Origin of the sequence: Candidatus Amarobacter glycogenicus (genome assembly GCF_016704105.1) — a bacterium.
GTDB lineage: Bacteria > Chloroflexota > Dehalococcoidia > Tepidiformales > Tepidiformaceae > Amarobacter > Amarobacter glycogenicus.
Map to the genome: position 1 here is coordinate 38,375 of NZ_JADJAT010000021.1, position 16,189 is coordinate 54,563.

Below are 16,189 nucleotides of genomic sequence, written 5' to 3' on the forward strand. Positions count from 1 at the left end.
GCGATCACCCCTCGCCAGGCGGTTCCCCGCGGACCCAACCGAACAGGATGAGGTCGTGGTGGCTGCCCGCGCGGAATTGCGCACCGCGGGCCACGCCTTCGTAGCGGAAACCCGCCCGGGAGAGCGCGAACTGGCTGCCGACGTTCTCGACATCGCACGAAGCCTCGATGCGGTTCACTTTCGTCTTCGCGAACAGGTATTCGACGACCTGGCGGAGCGCCTGGGTGCCGTAGCCCTTGCCGCGCGCTTCGGGAGCGAGCGAGATGCCGAGCTGGTAGGCCATCGATTCGGGCGGTGGGCCGTACATTGCCGGGCGCCAGTCGATCGTGCCCACGGGTGTGCCATCCGCCTCGACGATCAGCGTGCCGTGCTGGTCATCGATGAAACCCTTCTCGGCGGCTTCATTTGCGGAGCGCGGCGGCAGGCCGAAGTCGTTGAACTCGCCCCGGAACGCCAGCGAAGCGTTCCATGCGTCGAGCAGGGGCACGTCGCCCTCGGTTGGTTCCCGCAGGCGGACCGTCGTACTCATTCCTGGCGGATGACGCCCTGGGCGAGCAACTCGCTGATGCGGTCTTCGCTGAAGCCGCAATCGCGGAGCACCTCAACCGAATGTTCCCCGATCCCGGGCGAGCGCCGTGGATAACCGCCGGGAGTCCTCGAGAATTCGCCCAGGAACCGTGGGCCGCGGATGGCGCCAAAGGCCGGGTGGTCGAAATCTTCGAAGTAGTTGTTCTCGTGCATGTACGGGCTTTCGAAGAGGTCCGCCGTGCTCGTGACGGTCGCGGCCGGTACACCCTTCGTCAGCAGCCGGTCGACCGCCTCGTCTTTCGAGATGGTCGCGAACATTTCCGCGAACTGATTCGCGAGCTGGCCCTCGACCGGTTCCTGGATGGCTTTCTCAGCGATGAGGCGGCCAGCCCACTCCGGGTGGCCCAGCGCGATGCAGATCGCCGGGAAGTGCTCGGCCTTCGTGCCCGCCACCATCACCCAGCCGTCGCTGCAGGCGTAAAAGCGGTTCGTCGCGCTCGTGCCGAGAAGGTCGAGGCCGCCCTTTGGGTTCGCGGGCCGGCCCTCGTACCAGGTCAGTTCGCCGGATTGGGTCAGGATGCTCTGGTTGGCCAGGCAGGTGAGGACCTCCTGGCCCTCGCCGGAGCGTTCTCGTGCAAAGAGCGCGGCGACGACGCCGAACGCGGCCACCATGGCGCTGGCGGTATCGTTTACCGGGATCTGGTAGAAGACGGGCTCCACACCGCCGCCCTGGGCATCCATCAGGCCGCTGCGCGCCTGGACCAGCGGGTCGAACCCCGGGTCCGGCGAAAGTTCGCCCACCGGCCCGTAGCCGGTTACCGAGCAAGAGATGATGCGCGGGTTGATCGCCTTGAGCGTCTGGTAGTCGATGCCGAGACGTTCGCGCACACCGGTGCGGTAGTTGTCCAGCACGACATCGGAGACGCGGACGAGGTCGAGGAATGCCTCGCGCCCTTTCGGGTTCTTCAGGTCGATGGAGAGGCCGCGTTTGCCGCGGTTGTAGCCGATGAAGCCGAGGCCGTAGGTGCGGAACGGGTCGCCGTCGATCGGTTCGACTTTGATCGAGTCGGCGCCCCAGTTGGCGAGGATGCCGGGCGCGAAGGTGCCGGCGATGAAGGCGCCAAGGTCCAGGATGCGAATGCCGGAAAGCGGACCACCCCGCTTCCCAGCCGGTGCCCTGGGGCTGACTTTCGGGGCCGCCCTCTGGGCGATAGCGTCCAGCTTCGTGGAGATGGGGAGCGACTGCACAGAGCCCGGGGTAGCCGTCAGTTTCACAGGGACGCCGGGCAACTCGACCTTGCCGAGCGTGGGGTGTTCGAACTCGAGGTGCATTTCATTGATGCGGGCAGTCTCGCTTCGGAACCATTCGAGCGATTTGCCGACAGGCCCCCGGGGGACGTCGTTGTCGTGGAGGATCTTGAGCCATTCGGCGCGCGGCTTTTCCTTGAACCGCTCTTCCAGGGCGGCGATGACGAGCGGGTTGATATCGGGCTTCAGCAGGTTGGTGAACTCACCCCCGACCTGTTCCCAGGCCATCAGGTGCATCATGTCGGTGGCTTCGAGAGCCTTGAGGAAGAACTGCGGCGTGAGCGTGCCGAGGAAGAACCATTCGCCATCGGCGCATTCGTAGAGGCGGTAGTTCGGGACGCCGCCGCGGCTGCCGCGCCCACCCATGCGGAACATATCGGCCGCACGGATGGTGCCGCCGCTTTCGACAGCGGAGACGCCGTGGAGTCCGCTGACGGTGATCGCCTGGCCTTCGCCCGATTTGGCACGCTCGACCAGCGCCGAGGCGAGCACACCGGCGCCGATCATGGCCTGGCCGTACTGCACCTGGGGGCTGATGAGGTACGTCGGGCGGTCTTCGTAGCTCATTTGCAGCCACGAAACGCCGCTTACCGCCGAGAGGAGCGCTTCATCCGGGGGGAGCTGGCTCCAGCGGCCATGGGGGGAGTAGGGCGGAAACCAGGCGTGCAGCAAGGCGGGGTTCGCTGCTCGCACTGTTACGGCGTCGAGACCGCTCCGCTCCAGCTCCCCCGGGTGCCAGTCGAACACAGCCATATCGGCAGTGGCAAGGAGCGAGCGTGCGGCGGAAAGGCCGGCAAACGTGTGGAGATCGAGCGTGACCACCTGCTTGTTGCGATTCCAGCAAAGGTAGCCGGGGTGGTCCTTCATCCGGTCGCCGGCGAGAGGTTCGACCTTGATGACCTCTGCCCCCAGGTCGCCGAGGAGCATGGTGGCCATGGGTCCGGCGATGCCCCCGGAGAAGTCGATGATGCGGATGCCGGAGAAGGCTGTCATGGGGGTGGACTATACGGAGGTGTCAGGGGTCAGGCATCAGGAGTCAGTCCGCACGCCGTTCGAGGAACTCGGCGCTTGCCCACCCGGGTTTCCCGCCGGGTGGGGTCACAGCGACCCAGGTGACCCCGGAGACGGTGGTCGTCTCTCCTCGCTCGAACAGCAGCACGCCATCGCGATAGCAGCCGAGGCTGGCTGAGGTGGTCGTAGCCTGTTCGCGGACGTTCAGGCAGGTAGTGCTGTTCGAGACGCTGGCGACGCGGCCCGGCACCGCGCCTCGGACGAAGGGCTGCAGTTGTGGAGGCAGGCCAGCGTTGAGTTCGCGCAGCGGCGAAACGAAGCCCGTCGCGAGGTCGATCAGCACGGCGGGGACATCGAACGGGATCTGGCTATCCGGCTTCGGTTTCACCTCGGCATTGCCGATGAGGTAGCGGTGGCCGAGGGCGAAGGGCCCGATCCAGTTGAGGGTGGTCTCGTTGGAGTAGATGGCCGAGGGGTGGCCAGACGGCTCGACCCGTCCGATGTAGTTCATCGCTGGATGCGGGTCGGAAGGCCGGTCCGGAGTGTAGGTCCAGGAGGCGAAGATGCCGCCGTTTTCGAAGCGAGCAGCGATCCTCGCCTGCAATTTCCACGCGAAGAGCCCGGCGAGCTGGTTGCCGGCAGAGTCGTAGGAAGGCTCGATGCCGATTGACCGTCCGAGGTAGGTCGGTTCCCAGACAACACCGAGCCCGGGGACGCTACGCGGTTCGGTATGCGGTGCGGGCGGGGGGACTTCCCTGCCCGAAGGATGGAGGAAGAAGCGGTAGACGGGCCGCTCGTTCACATCGCGAGCGAGGTACTGGCCGAAGATGACGCCATCGCCGGTCACGGCCTTAGGGAATGCCATTGCCGGGACCCGGCCCGCGGCCGTCCAGGTGATGCCGCCGTCGATGGAGCGGAAGACGTTGAATTCGCCGGCCCAGCCGCCAACGCCGATGCCGCGGCAGGCGCCTTCCTGGCAGGCCGTAAGGGTGATGTCGTTGAACTTCTCATCGGCAGCCCAGGCGGTGATCCCGAGCGGACCGTGCTGTGCGATAGCGTTCCCGAAGAGGTCGTCTCGGCGGATGGCGCCGTCCGGACCGCGATACTCGCGCCAGAGTAGGACGGCGAAGCTATCGGCTGCCCAGGGCGCGGGGCCGAGGTAAACAACAACATCGTCCGGGAGGGTGGTATCGCCACCGATGCGGAGGGGCCGGACTTCGACGCCATCGATGATCTCGGCCGCGCCGGGGGCGTACGGTTCCTCGCCGGGCGCGAGGACTTCGACCGGGTAGACGCCGTGGCCGAGGCCCGGCCCGTTGATGTCGGAGCCCGGCACTTCGCCGCCGGTCGTCCGCGGGCCAAAGATGACGTACAGGCGCCCCGGACCTTCCGGGATGCCATGAGTGGTGAGCCGCGGACCAGAAGCCGCGCGCTCGAACACCAGGACCAGTATCCCGATAGGGCCCGCGTCGATCTCCTTTTCGGAGATGGTCGCGAACACCAGCCCGAACTTCGCCGTGCAGTTCGGCTCGGGCGGTGGGACGCGCACCATCGGGCAGGTGATGCTGCGCAGCGTGCGAGGGTGAGCTTCGGAAACTGGCAGAGCGGCAGCGATGGCGGCCGAGAGCGCGTCACGGCCGGTGGCGTTGTCCAACGGGCCACCGGCGCCAACCAGACTCGCGGCGTCGGATTGCTGAACCCGGCCCTCGGCGGCGGCGGCGAAGTCGCAGATCTCGTCGCCGACCCCGGGTGGGCAGTAGTTCAGGCGCGGCCGCTGGACCACGATTTCTGGGGTTTGAGTCGGGGCGGAGACGGTTTCGTCCTTCGAGTCGCCGGAGCATGCGGCCGCCAGCAAGGCGAGTGCTCCAAGCACTCCAGGACTGGTAAAACAACGCATCAGCGCCACCACATGCAATCATCATGACGCTGCGGGGGCCAATTCGGTTCCCTGGAGTCCCGGAGGGCGGCCGATCGGTTTGGATATCTTCGGGCGGACCCGGTCGCTTGGTCCGGATGGATGTCTCCTGCGTCGTAACGATGGCCGCCACTGGACCGGCCTGGGGACGTCTCTACCCCTCCACCCCGTTCCGCCGGATCACCTCCGAATACCAGGCCGCGCTTCGCTTCGGGATGCGCTTGAGTGAGTCGAAGTCCGTGTAGACCATGCCGAAGCGCTTGGTGTTGCCGAAGGCCCACTCGAAGTTGTCGTAGAGCGACCACTGGTAGAAGGCCCGCACGTCGCAGCCGTCGTTGATGGCGCCGTGGAGACCCTTGAGGAAGCCCCCGAGCAGTTCGACACGGGTGGCGTCGTTCACCTGGCCGTCCGGGCCGGGCTCGGTGTTGTCGCAGACGCCGTTCTCGGTGATGTAGATCTTCGGGTAGCCGTACTCCTTCGAAACCCAGCGGACGAAGTCGCCAAGCGCGTGTGGCGCGGCTTCGTAACCCATCGGCAGGAGCGGCAGCCGCGGCGCTGCGAAGGCGAACCCGACGCCACGGCCAGGTGAGGCCTGGATAAGCGAGCGGGAATAGAGGTTCGTCCCGAGGAAGTCGGTCGGGCTGGCGATGATTGCCATGTCCCCTTCCTCGATCGGGAGGCTCGCGTTCCGCGCATCGTGGTAGTCGAGGACGCTCTGGGGATAACCCTTGCCGAAGACGGGGCCGTGGAAGAGCCGCGAATCGAAGTCGCGCGCGAGCTCCACGGCGGCCGCGGTCTCGGGCGTGTCGTCGGCGGGTTCGTAGCTGGAGTTGGCGTTGGTGATGCCGATTTCGCCGCCCTTGCCGCTCGCCCGCAATGCCTGCACCGCCTTGCCATGCGCCAGGTGGGCATGGTGGATGGTCCGTCCGTAGATCGCGAGGTCGCGGATGCCGGGCGCCATGACGCCACGCCGGTGGCCGATGTCGGTGAAGATGTACGGCTCGTTGAGCGTCACCCACTTCTTCACGCGGTCGCCGTACCGTTCGAACATCAGGTTCGCGTAGTCGGCGAACCAGTCGGTGATCGACCGGTTCGCCCAACCGCCGAGGTCCTGGAGCGACTGGGGCAAGTCCCAGTGGTAGAGAGTGAGCATGGGCTCGATGTTCTTCGCCAGGAGGGCGTCGATGAGCCTGTCGTAGAAGGCGAGGCCCTTCTCGTTGATAGCGCCCTTGCCGAACGGCATCACCCGCGACCACGAGACCGAGAAACGGTATGCCTGGAGGCCGAGGCCGGCCATCAGGTCGACGTCTTCTTGCATGCGGTGGTAGTGGTCGCAGGCGACATCACCGGTAGCGCCGTCCTGGATAGTGCCGGGCTGGTGGGTGAAGGTATCCCAGATGGACAGGCCGCGGTTGTCTTCGCGGCAGGCGCCCTCGATCTGGTAGGCGGCGGTGGCAGCGCCCCATTGGAAGCCGTCGGGGAAGGTGAGGAGTGGCATTGCGGGATTCTACTCATGGCAGGCGGGCGAGGACACTCGGCACCCAGGGCGCGGCAGTGCCCTTCGATGGCGCTCTGCCGGGGCCAGGGACGACAAAAACAGATCTATGCAACTTAAGCATTGAGGTCTACAGTGCCCGCGATCTTCCCAGGGAGGCCAAGGGATGCTGTTCTTGAACACGTGGCGTGTCGTGGATTCCAGTGAGCAAGGAGCGAAGCGGATGCTCCAGATCCTCTCGAGGTGGTCGCCTCCGCCGGAGGTTGAGGTGAGGGGGTGGTACGAGTTCGCCGATGGGACGGGCGGCGCCGCCATCTTTGAAGCCGATTCAGCGGCCACGCTGCTGAGAGCCGCTGCAGTCTGGAGGCCATCGTTGGAGATCCAGTCCCGAGCATTGGTCCCGGTGGAACAGGCTGCGACGATCTCGGCCGAGGCCGTGGCGTTCCGCGACAGCATCAGCTGACGGGTTTAAAGGCGTCGCGCTACGAGAGCGGATTGCCGGTGTGCTGAGTTCCGCGCCAGCGCAGCGTGCTGTGCCTATACTGCCCTCACTCACTTTCTCTCGGGGGCTTACGCATGGATTACAAGAACCTCGGCCGTTCCGGCCTCCAGGTCTCGGTCGTCGGACTCGGATGCAACAACTTCGGTATGCGCTGCGACTACGACCAGTCGGAAAAGGTGGTGCACGCCGCCATCGATGCCGGCATCACGTTGTTCGACACGGCCGACGTCTATGGAGGCCAGGGGAAGAGCGAAGAGTTCCTCGGCCGGATCCTCAAGGGGAAGCGGGACAGCGTCCTCGTCGCGACCAAATGGGGCATGAAGATGGGCGAGGGGCCGCACAAGAGCGGCGGGTCGCGAAAGTACATCATGGCCGCCGTGGAAGATTCGCTCCGCCGCCTGCAGACCGACTACATCGACCTCTACCAGCTCCACCGGCCCGATCCCCAGACGCCGATGGAAGAGACGCTGCGCGCGCTCGACGACCTCATTTCGTCGGGGAAAGTGCGCTACATCGGCCATTCGAACTTCGCCGGGTGGCAGGCCGCCGAGGCGCACTTCGTCGCACAGAAAGGCAACTACACGCCGTTCATCAGCGCCCAGAATGAGTACAGCCTGCTGGAACGGCGGATCGAGGCGGAGCTGGTACCGGCATGCAACCAGTACGGGGTGAGCGTGTTGCCGTTCTTCCCGCTGGCGAGCGGCTTCCTGACAGGGAAGTACCGCCAGGGCCAGGACCTGCCCGCGGGTACGCGACTCGCGAACGCGGGGCCAATGGCGGCCCGCGTCCTTACCGATAAGAACTACGAGATGCTGGGCAAACTCGAAGCGTTCGCGGAGGCGCGCGGCAAGACCATGCTTGACCTCGCGATCGGCTGGCTCGCCAGCCTGTCGCACGTCGGCAGCGTCATCGCCGGGGCGACGAAACCGGAGCAGGTCGCGCAGAACGTGGCCGCCGGCGGCTGGCGGTTGACCGCCGAAGAGCTGGCCGAAGTAGACGCGATCTCGAAGCGCTAAGCCGGGACGGGCACGCGCCCGGTGACGCCCGCGGCGGCCAGCCCGTCGCGAGCGTCGGCGTCGTACCCCATCGCCGCCAGCACCTCCGCGGTGTGTTCGCCGAGAAGGGGTGCGGCGGTCCCGGGGAGCGGACGCAAGCCGGCCGACGAAAAGGCGATGCCCGGGTAGAGGTGGTATCCCACCGGTTCGCGGTCGATGCCCTGCCAGAAGCCGCTGACCAGGAGCGGCTCGAGCCCGAGCGTCTCGCCTTCGCTCATGACGAGCGAAGCGGGAACATGAGCGCGATCGCAGGCGCTCAGGGTGGCGGCTTCCCCGGTGGCTGCGACCCATGCGGCGGTTGCCGCCTCGATGGCGTCGCGCCGCGCTTCACGTCCCGACGACGGGAGCAGCGAAGGGTCATGAGCCCAGGCGCCATCGATTTCCTTCGCGAGCGCGGCCCACTGTTCGTCTGTTTCGACTTCCAGTGCGAGCCAGCGATCGTCGCCGAGGGGGAATGCCCCGGAAGGCGTGTGGCCCGGCCGGCGGTCCGCCTGCCGCCGGGGCTGCTGGCCGGTCTGCTGGTAGGCGATGAGCGCTTCGGAGACCATCGGGAGGAAGCCTTCGAGCTGGGCGCATTCGATGACCCGGCCCTTGCCGTCGTGGGAACGCGCTTCGAGGGCGGCGAGCACGGCCAGGGTGCCGCCGAGGCCGCTTACCGGGTCGCCGCAAGCATTGCTCAGCATCGTCGGCGGCCCGCCTTCGTAGCCGATGAGCGAGGACAGCCCCGACATTCCTTCGATGGTGTTCCCGAACACGACATAGCCGCTTTCGGGGCCATCTGAGCCAAACCCGGGCTGTCTCAGCATGATCAGCGACGGGTTACTGACGCTGACGGCCGCGTAGGTCAGGCCCAGCTTCTCGATTACCCCCGCAGCGAAGTTCTCGATCACCACGTCGGCGCTTGCAATGAGGTCGAGCGCGATCTCACGGCCACGAGGGTGGGTTAAGTCCAGGGTGATGCCCCGCTTGCCGCGGTTCACGCTGTTGAAAACGTGGCTGCGCTCGTGGAGGTCGCCGCCATCGCCGTCGCCGGGTGGGCGCGAGCCGCGCCACCAGTCGAAGTGAGTATGGCTCTCTACCTTTATGACATCGGCGCCCATGGCGGCGAGGTTCATGCCGACGAACGGTCCGGCCCACCCCATCGAGAGGTCGACGACGCGCAACGCACCGGCACGCCACGGGCCCGTGGCGTTATCGCGCTGGCCAGGCCCGGCTTCTGCAGGGATGCGGGCGGGTTCCCCCGGGACCTGGAACGAGCGCCCGCCCGGGGTAGTCACGGTGTGCCAGCTCTTGCGGGCTTCGAGTTGCGGCGAGGAGAGGACCTCTGCCATGTCCGGGTGTCCAGAGGCGGGTATGCGGTGACGCTGGAGTTCGTGGTATGCCTGCCAGCGCGTCCGCGAGGCGAGCCAGGGGAGCAGGTATCCTTCATCGAGGGCAGGGATGTTGCCCGAGCGGGCGGCGATGGTTTCGAAGCGCGCGTCTTTCACGATCTCCGGGTGGCCAATCAGCTCGGCGAGCGCGACCCATTGCCGGTGCAGGGCGGTATGCAGGCCGATGAACCCATCCTGGCAGGCGAGCGTGGCAATCAGCGGCTGGTTCGCGTTGAGGCGGTTGCCGGCACGGCCGCGGGGACGTCCGAAGTACTGGAAGGCCACGGGGTCATAGATAAGCGTGGCGACGAGTGCCTCGATCACCGGCACATCGACCAGGCCGGGCGACGGAGCAGCCCCCTTCGCGGCGTGTTCGACCGCGGCGATTGTCGCGAACTGGCCCGCGATGAAGCGACACTGCGCGCCGGGCGGTGCCAGGGGTGGGCGGCCGGGGTCGCCGACGGAGTACATCCAGCCGCTGGCGGCGTAGAGGGTCAGGTCGCTCGCCGGGCGTTCCGCCCACGAACTATCGAGACCCCAGGGAGTGATCCAGATGACGCGGCCCGCGAGCGCCGCGGATTCGAGGACGCGGCGGTTGGCAGCTGTCACGGGCGCGTCGGTGATGAACGTCTCGCCCGGAGTTGGTCGAAGCGGGGGCGCGTCGTCACTCTCGCCGCCTTCAGCGAGGAAGGCGCCCAGCCCTTCCGGGTCCAGGGCGGAGACGTGGCGGACAGAGGCGCCGAATGAACGCAACAGCCAGGCGGCATAGGCGGCGCCGGGGCCATACGACGCGACCGAGTAGCGGCAGTTCCTCAGGAGGTCCATGGCCCGGCATCATAGCGTTCCCCGGGGCGCTGGAAAGCTGGCACGGCGGAAGATAGACACTGACCGGTTGTGCCCCGGTATCATTCGCGCCTGTGCCTGCGGGGGTGCTGGATACCCTATCAGGGTAATCCCCAATGACTGCGGACCCGCGCGCTCGGTGAGAATAGATGCATACAAAAGGCGAGCCGCCAGGGAGCAACGTGCGCGCGACAACTGCCGCCCAAGACGCGTTACGAGTTTCCGGGGCAGTGTCCTCCTCGGGGCAGGAGCAACGTGTGGCCGGGACCATTTTGGTCGTCGATGACGATGATCCGGTGCGGGTCATGCTGGCGCGCCTGCTCCGGACGCAAGGCTACACCGTCCTCCAGGCCGCCCACGCCAGCGAGGCGCGTGCGCAGATCGATCTGCAGAAGCCGGACCTGGTGATCAGCGATATCGTCATGCCGGGCGAATCGGGGATCGAGCTTCGGCGGAACATCCTTGAGCGCTGGCCCGGGCTACCGGTGATCCTGATCTCCGGCTACAGCGCCGAAGGGCCAGCCGAGTTCGCCGCCCGAACGCCGAACACCGTCTTTGTGCAGAAGCCATTCGCCGCGGACCAGTTCCTCGCCCTGGTCGAAGCGACGCTGGCAAGTGCCGCTGGAAACTAGTGCCGTTCGGCCCATCAGAATAGGGCCGAACGATCCATAGGGCGGCAAGGGAGCGAGCCTACGCTGATATCCATCCAGAGGGAGGATGTCAGATGTCGAATATCGTGCGCCGGAACCCCTTCGAAGAACTCACATCGTTCTGGCCACGCGATCTCCTTGCCCGCTTCGGGGGTGGATCGCTCGCAGGCGAATGGAGCCCGCGGTGTGATGTGAGGGAAGACGAGACATCCATCGTCGTCCATGCCGAACTCCCCGGGGTTGAGGCGAAGGACATGGAGGTCAACGTCCACCAGGGCATGTTGACGCTTCGCGGCGAAAAGCGAGTGGAAAAGAAGGGCGAGCCGGACGGCGGGTACAGCGAGCGGTTCTTCGGCTCGTTCGAACGCAGCCTTTCCATCCCCGGCAATGTCGATGAGGAGAAGATCGAGGCATCGTTGAAGGACGGCGTGCTGGAGGTGCGCCTGCCGAAGACGGAACCCTCGCCGCCGCCGTCTCCACGGCCGATCAGTATCAAGACGGCTTGAGCGGCGCCATGCAACCTGGCTATCGCGAGGAATTTGGAATGGACCGACCCGGAGGCTGGTACGTGGAGGTTGCCACCGGGAGGGTGGTGCGGAAACCGACGCCGGTGGTGCCGCCTGTGCGGGGCGGGGCATACTGGACGTCACGAACTTGGGAGGCACCACCGGTGAGCAAGGACAAAGACGCGAAGAGCGACCTGAATCCGATTGAGGACATCAAGGGCGCGGTAAAGTTCGTGAAGGGTCTTCACCCGATCGAAGAAGTCAAGGAATTCATGGAGACCGCGGCGAAGGTGCTTGAGCCGGCGGAGTCCGATGTCCGCGTGGTCGAGCCCGAATCCGACACCGTCAGCGAACTCGCCGAGCCGGATGAGCATGGCCGGCCCGGCCGGCCGGTGGAGGCGAGCCCCCAGCCTGACGTGCGGGCGCTGAACAAGGAGCACCGGGGCTACTGACGTTTAGCAGGCCTCGCGCAGGAACGTCTCCGCGAGCTGTTCCCGGAAGGCGGAGTCGTTGAATATCCGGGCTCGCGCCTCTTCCTCGGCGAAGAACTGGCGCGTGGCGGGGTTCCCCTGCAGGAAATAGTCCCGCAGCGCCCAGGTGTTGTGCATCGCGGACTGCCGCCACGCTTCGATGGTGGGCTCGATGGTGGTCTCATCGAGGCTGGTTTCGCGCCGGTAGCCCCGCAGGTAGGCGCTCAGCAGCGGCTGCTCCAGGAGCAGGACGAAGCTGACGGCCCGCAGCACTTCGAACGCCGGGGGTTGGACGCAGAAGCGCTCCCAATCGACGATGGCGGCGACCTCACCAGTCTCATCGATCATGACGTTTCGCTCGTGGAAGTCACCGTGGGTCGCCTGCATCGGTATCCCGGAGAACTCGGAAGACGGGCGGGCGATGCCCGACTCCAGCAGTTCGCGTTGCTTGCGGACCATGCGCCGCTCCCGGTCGTCGCCGCGGTCCCGGACGTGTGGTCCAAGCGTCTTCAGGATCTCGACCGAGGCCGCGGTATCCCACGTGAGTTCGCTGTTCGGCGGAAGGGCCCGGATGGGATGTGCCGCGAGGACGCGGTGCGTCCTCCCATGGACTGCGCCGAGGTGTTCGGCGCCGGCCGGCGACATCTGCCCTCGCCGGTACGTGCCACCTTCGACCCACGGCGAGACCGACCACCAGCGGCCCTCGCACTCGTGCAACGTCTCGCCGCGCTGGTTGGCGAGCGGCCGGGCGACCGGTAGTCCATTGGCCGCCGCCCAGGCGATCGCGGCCTGCTCCTTGACCATCCGGTCGCGCGGCCGCGATTCGCGGTAACGCTTGACGAAGAACGTCCCGCGGTTGGTCTCGACGCGGTAGTTCTCCGCACTGATCGAATCCGGCACGAGCGCGGGCGCGACATCGAGTGTGGCCCCGTACTCCCGGAGGACGGCACGAATCGCGTCGCCGACCGGCTCGCCGACCATCTACCACACCCCGGCGCGGGGCGGCCCGCCGGCGATGAGTTCTTCGATCCGTTCCCGCACTCCCGCGGAGATGTCCGCGGGTAGCGAGTCGATGGCGAACCACTCCCGCGCCGCTATCTCGTTGTTGGGCGTGAACGGGCGCAGTGCGAAGTCCCGCGACGAGAACATCGCGAGGTGGTCGCTCTTGCCCTCGTCGAAGTTGCTGTAAACGCCCAGGAGGGTGAGTTCGTGCAGGGTCGCGTTGGCTTCTTCCTCAGCCTCCCGGCGGGCGGCCTCGTCGAGTGGTTCGCCTTTGTCTACGCCGCCGCCCGGGAAGAACCACCCGTCGCGGTAGGTGTGCCGGATGAGGAGCACTTGGCGGTCGCGAATGAGGATGACGCGGGCACCCACCGTGACCGGGTGGAAGAGGCGCCAGCGGAGGCGTTCGCCTTCCCATGCAAGCTTTCGCACCGCCGTGCCGACCCTGAGGCTGACCCGTTTCATCACGCGCCCAGCGTAACCCGGCTGCCATGCTCGCATCGACTCACGAGGGAACAGTCGCCGCACTTCGGCCGGTTCTTGAGGCAGAGGTGTTTGCAGTGCATCACGATGAGGGCGTGGTAGCGGGCGAGCAGATCGCGTTCGCCCCAGCCGTCAGGCGATGCGCCCTTGAGCCCGGCGAGTACCCAGCGTTGCCACAGGTGGTAGTCCCGCGAGGCGACGGGGCCCAGCCCCAACCGGCTGTAGAGCCGGATGGAATAGGCATCGGCCGCGAATGCCGGTTGCCGGGAGGCGTAGCAGATCATCGCGTCGGCGGTCTCCGGGCCGATGCCGAAACAGGCCAGCAAGATGGGCCGGAGTTTGGCCGCGGGGATCGCCATCAGCGCCCCGAAGCCCCCGTGCTGCCCGGCCAGTTCCAGGAAGGCACGGAGCTTCAGCGCCTTCTGCCGGTACTGGCCGCTGGGACGGATCAGTTCTTCCAGGTCGGCGTGATCGAGTGCGGCCATGGCTGAAGGGGTGAGGGCACCGGCCAGCTTCAGGCGTTCGATGGCCCGCTCGACGTTCGTCCACATCGTGTTCTGCACGAGGATGCACCCAACGCAGACCTCGAAAGGGTCGGCCTCGGGCCACCAGTGCCATCCGCGCCAGGAGTGCATTGCGTCGAGCGCATGGTAGACATCGACCAGGTGCTGTCGGTCCGCAGGCGTGTTCATATGTCGGCGGGGATGACGGTGGTGTTCGCGTTGGCTTTGCCGCGTTCAGTCGTGAACGTGCGGGCGGCGACGGCGGCGATGATGATGGCGCCCCCGAGGACAGCCCACCATCCGGGGGTTTCGCCGAGGAAGAGGAACACCCAGACGGGATTCAGCACCGGTTCGAGCATGCCAATGAGCGAGGCTTCGAGCGCCTGGACGTGGGCAACGCCGTAGCCGAAGAGCAGGTAGGCGAAGCCGATCTGCACGACGCCGAGGAAGACCAGGCCCGCGATATCGCTCAGGTCCGGTGTGAACGGCGAACTCGTCCGCCGGCCCAGGTTCACCGCGAACAGGCCAACGACGAGCAGGATGTTCCCCCACACCATCGCCTCGGGGCGCGTCTCAACAGCGCAGCCGGGGGCGCGCAAGAGCGTGAACATGGCCGCGAGCGTCACGCCCGAGGCGGCGGCAAGTGCGTTCCCGGTCATCGCATCGGCATCGAGCTTACCGACGAAGAAGAGCGCCATGCCCCCGAAAGCAACGGCCACGGTGGCGAAGTCGGTCTTCGTCGCCCGTTCGTGGAGGAACACCGCGCCAGTCACGAGAAGGTAGAGCGGCGCCGTGTACTGGAGGAAGATCGCGCTCGCCGCGGTGGTGAGCTTGGTGGCGGCGACGAACATCACGAGCGTCAGCGCGTAGCTAATGGCGATGCCCCAGGTAAGCTTGCCGGTCTTCCACGGGGGGCGCATGGGCGGGCGCGCGATCGCCCACATCACCACGCCGGCGAGGAGCGATCGCCACATCGTGACCCCCAGTGCGTCCAGCGAGACCCACTTGATGAACAGCCCTCCCGAGCTCCAGAGGATGGCCGCGCCGAGCACTGCCACCAGCCCCTGCTGGTGTGGGGTCAGCGATGCGAAGGCTTCGCGGGGGAGGGCAAAGGCGCGGCCAGTCACTGACGGGAAACGATACAGGGACGCGAACGTAACTGGCTCAGCCGCGACTGGCGACGGGGCGGCGATAGAGCGCCTGTTCGTAGTGCGGGGCCCGCGTCCAGGAGCCGACGCGTTCGAACCCGCAACGCTCGTAGAACGCGCAAAGACGCGTCCGCGTGGCGACGCAATCGAGCCGGAGACATTCCTTGCCCCGACTGGCCGCTTCGTTGGCGGCCCATTCGAGCATCGCCTGGGCGTGCCCCTGACCGGCAGCCGCCCGCCGAACAGCCAGGCGATGGATGAAGCCAGCATCGTCGATGCCCGGCCAGAACATGTCGTCCCGCCACTCCAGGAGGGTGGTGACCACGGGGATACTCCGCCAGTAACCGGTGAGCACCGAATCGGGCGCACTTCGCCGCCTGAGGGCGTCTTCGGAGACTTCCTCGGGCGGCCACAGTTGCCGGCCCGAATGGGTAAGCCAGTTGGCGGCTTCGGTCAGGATCGCCGAGGCGACGCCGTACTCTCCTCGCCGGATCGCCAGCGCTTCTCGGGCGGGACTTCCCACGCTACAGCTGCGACTTCGCCTTCAGGATCTTCCCGGCCTTGTCGACCAGGTTGCCGTCTCTGTCGAAGAGGTCCGGTTCTTCGCCGCCGAACTTGCGGTCCAGGAAGATGTAGAGCGCGAGCGCGCCACCGGCGCCCACGAGCGAGATGACGATGCCCGTGATGATCTTGTCCGGGTCGAACCGCACGAACAGATAGATCACGAACGTGACGATGAAGCCGATGAGGGCAGCGTTCAGGTACCGGCGAAGTGCGCGCATCATGGGCGCACTATACCAGCGACCGGCGCGCCGGACGGCAGTGCCCGGTGCCGGTCCCGGTTCAGGGCACCCAGCGCCGCTCCAGTGCCACCGCCTCATCGATGATGTGGCGATAGCGGCTGTACACCTGACGGGCGGCCTCGTTCGCGCGTTCCGCATCATCGGGCGAGATGGCGCCGGTGGCGATCGCCTCCTCCAGTTCGTTGCGGTCCTCCTCCAGGAGGGTGTCGTCCGGGAGGACCCACCAGTCGAGGACGAGGTCGCGGTACTCCAGCCCGTCGTCACCGAAGCGGACGTCGGTGACCGCATCGAGCCGGTGCGCGATCACATTCCCCTCGGGGTCGAGCCAGCGGTAGAGGTTGTACGGCCGGCGCGCCCAGAAGAACCCGTACGAGACCGACCCGGCCGGAACCACCACCGGCAGGCGCGGTGGCCCACCGCCCCGGGTCATGTGGAAACGGACGATGGCGACGCGCCCGTCGCGGTGGACCAGCTCGGTTTCGTAATCGTGGACCGAGCCGTCGAGCTTGCGTTTGCGTTCGCGAAAGGGAAAGGCGGCGGTATCGCCCCCGGCGGCGGCAGGCGTATCCTTCGCTTCACTTCGAGCCACACGGGGTGAGG

General features: G+C 66.7%; 17 protein-coding genes. 5 read left to right on the top strand and 12 right to left on the bottom strand.

The features are described from left to right. Positions 1–4: 4 nt before the first annotated feature. The 4 genes from IPG14_RS16965 to IPG14_RS16980 all read right to left on the bottom strand — a co-directional run bounded on the left by IPG14_RS16965 (position 5) and on the right by IPG14_RS16980 (position 6,260). Positions 5–529: a GNAT family protein gene (locus IPG14_RS16965; protein ID WP_343392614.1), complete on the bottom strand. Its 525-nt coding sequence runs from the start codon at positions 527–529 to the stop codon at positions 5–7. Then, entirely contained in the window at positions 526–2,829 is a 2,304-nt protein-coding gene (locus IPG14_RS16970) for a CoA transferase (protein ID WP_343392615.1), read from the bottom strand. Before IPG14_RS16970 ends, IPG14_RS16965 begins: the two co-directional genes overlap by 4 nt. A gap of 43 nt (positions 2,830–2,872) precedes the next feature. Continuing rightward, a complete protein-coding gene (locus tag IPG14_RS16975) occupies positions 2,873–4,720 on the bottom strand; it encodes an SH3 domain-containing protein (RefSeq protein WP_343392616.1) in 1,848 nt (615 codons plus the stop codon). Positions 4,721–4,916: 196 nt separating this feature from the next. Then, complete coding sequence (locus IPG14_RS16980; RefSeq protein ID WP_343392617.1) at positions 4,917–6,260, bottom strand: GH1 family beta-glucosidase; 1,344 nt, start codon at positions 6,258–6,260, stop codon at positions 4,917–4,919. A gap of 163 nt (positions 6,261–6,423) precedes the next feature. Here IPG14_RS16980 and IPG14_RS16985 point away from each other — a divergent pair, with 163 nt between their 5' ends. Both IPG14_RS16985 and IPG14_RS16990 read left to right on the top strand, forming a co-directional pair. Next, positions 6,424–6,720 (top strand): DUF3303 family protein, encoded by a 297-nt coding sequence (locus tag IPG14_RS16985; RefSeq protein ID WP_343392618.1) that lies wholly within the window; start codon positions 6,424–6,426, stop codon positions 6,718–6,720. A gap of 113 nt (positions 6,721–6,833) precedes the next feature. After that, entirely contained in the window at positions 6,834–7,775 is a 942-nt protein-coding gene (locus IPG14_RS16990) for an aldo/keto reductase (protein ID WP_343392619.1), read from the top strand. On the opposite strand, the gene IPG14_RS16995 is transcribed toward IPG14_RS16990, so the two are convergent. Continuing rightward, positions 7,772–10,009: a CoA transferase gene (locus IPG14_RS16995; protein WP_343392620.1), complete on the bottom strand. Its 2,238-nt coding sequence runs from the start codon at positions 10,007–10,009 to the stop codon at positions 7,772–7,774. The two genes, IPG14_RS16990 and IPG14_RS16995, sit on opposite strands and share 4 nt — an antisense overlap. A 275-nt stretch (positions 10,010–10,284) precedes the next feature. Between IPG14_RS16995 and IPG14_RS17000 the strand changes: the two genes are divergently transcribed. The 3 genes from IPG14_RS17000 to IPG14_RS17010 all read left to right on the top strand — a co-directional run bounded on the left by IPG14_RS17000 (position 10,285) and on the right by IPG14_RS17010 (position 11,635). Further along, complete coding sequence (locus IPG14_RS17000; RefSeq protein WP_343385782.1) at positions 10,285–10,659, top strand: response regulator; 375 nt, start codon at positions 10,285–10,287, stop codon at positions 10,657–10,659. 92 nt (positions 10,660–10,751) lie between these two features. Beyond that, on the top strand, positions 10,752–11,183 hold the full coding sequence (locus IPG14_RS17005) for an Hsp20/alpha crystallin family protein (protein ID WP_343385781.1): 432 nt from the start codon (positions 10,752–10,754) through the stop codon (positions 11,181–11,183). A 164-nt stretch (positions 11,184–11,347) separates the two neighbouring features. Beyond that, a complete protein-coding gene (locus IPG14_RS17010) occupies positions 11,348–11,635 on the top strand; it encodes a hypothetical protein (RefSeq protein WP_343392621.1) in 288 nt (95 codons plus the stop codon). Between the two features lie 3 nt (positions 11,636–11,638). On the opposite strand, the gene IPG14_RS17015 is transcribed toward IPG14_RS17010, so the two are convergent. The 7 genes from IPG14_RS17015 to IPG14_RS17045 form a co-directional block, all read right to left on the bottom strand. Beyond that, positions 11,639–12,634 (bottom strand): phosphotransferase, encoded by a 996-nt coding sequence (locus IPG14_RS17015; RefSeq protein ID WP_343392622.1) that lies wholly within the window; start codon positions 12,632–12,634, stop codon positions 11,639–11,641. Beyond that, positions 12,635–13,117, bottom strand: coding sequence for an NUDIX domain-containing protein (locus IPG14_RS17020; protein WP_343389942.1), 483 nt, complete (start codon positions 13,115–13,117; stop codon positions 12,635–12,637). Then, positions 13,117–13,827, bottom strand: coding sequence for an endonuclease (locus IPG14_RS17025; protein WP_343392623.1), 711 nt, complete (start codon positions 13,825–13,827; stop codon positions 13,117–13,119). Before IPG14_RS17025 ends, IPG14_RS17020 begins: the two co-directional genes overlap by 1 nt. Then, positions 13,824–14,765 carry a DMT family transporter gene (locus IPG14_RS17030; protein ID WP_343385776.1) on the bottom strand — a complete coding sequence of 314 codons (942 nt, stop codon included), beginning with the start codon at positions 14,763–14,765 and terminating at the stop codon, positions 13,824–13,826. The genes IPG14_RS17025 and IPG14_RS17030 overlap by 4 nt, the downstream gene beginning before the upstream one ends. Positions 14,766–14,802: 37 nt before the next feature. Then, on the bottom strand, positions 14,803–15,309 hold the full coding sequence (locus tag IPG14_RS17035) for a GNAT family N-acetyltransferase (RefSeq protein ID WP_343392624.1): 507 nt from the start codon (positions 15,307–15,309) through the stop codon (positions 14,803–14,805). A 1-nt stretch (position 15,310) separates the two neighbouring features. Next, positions 15,311–15,568, bottom strand: a complete 258-nt coding sequence (locus IPG14_RS17040; protein WP_343392625.1) for a hypothetical protein — start codon at positions 15,566–15,568, stop codon at positions 15,311–15,313. Positions 15,569–15,629: 61 nt separating this feature from the next. Then, the gene (locus IPG14_RS17045) at positions 15,630–16,178 is read right to left on the bottom strand and encodes a hypothetical protein (protein ID WP_343392626.1); all 549 of its coding nucleotides are present in this window, start codon (positions 16,176–16,178) and stop codon (positions 15,630–15,632) included. Positions 16,179–16,189 lie beyond the last annotated feature (11 nt).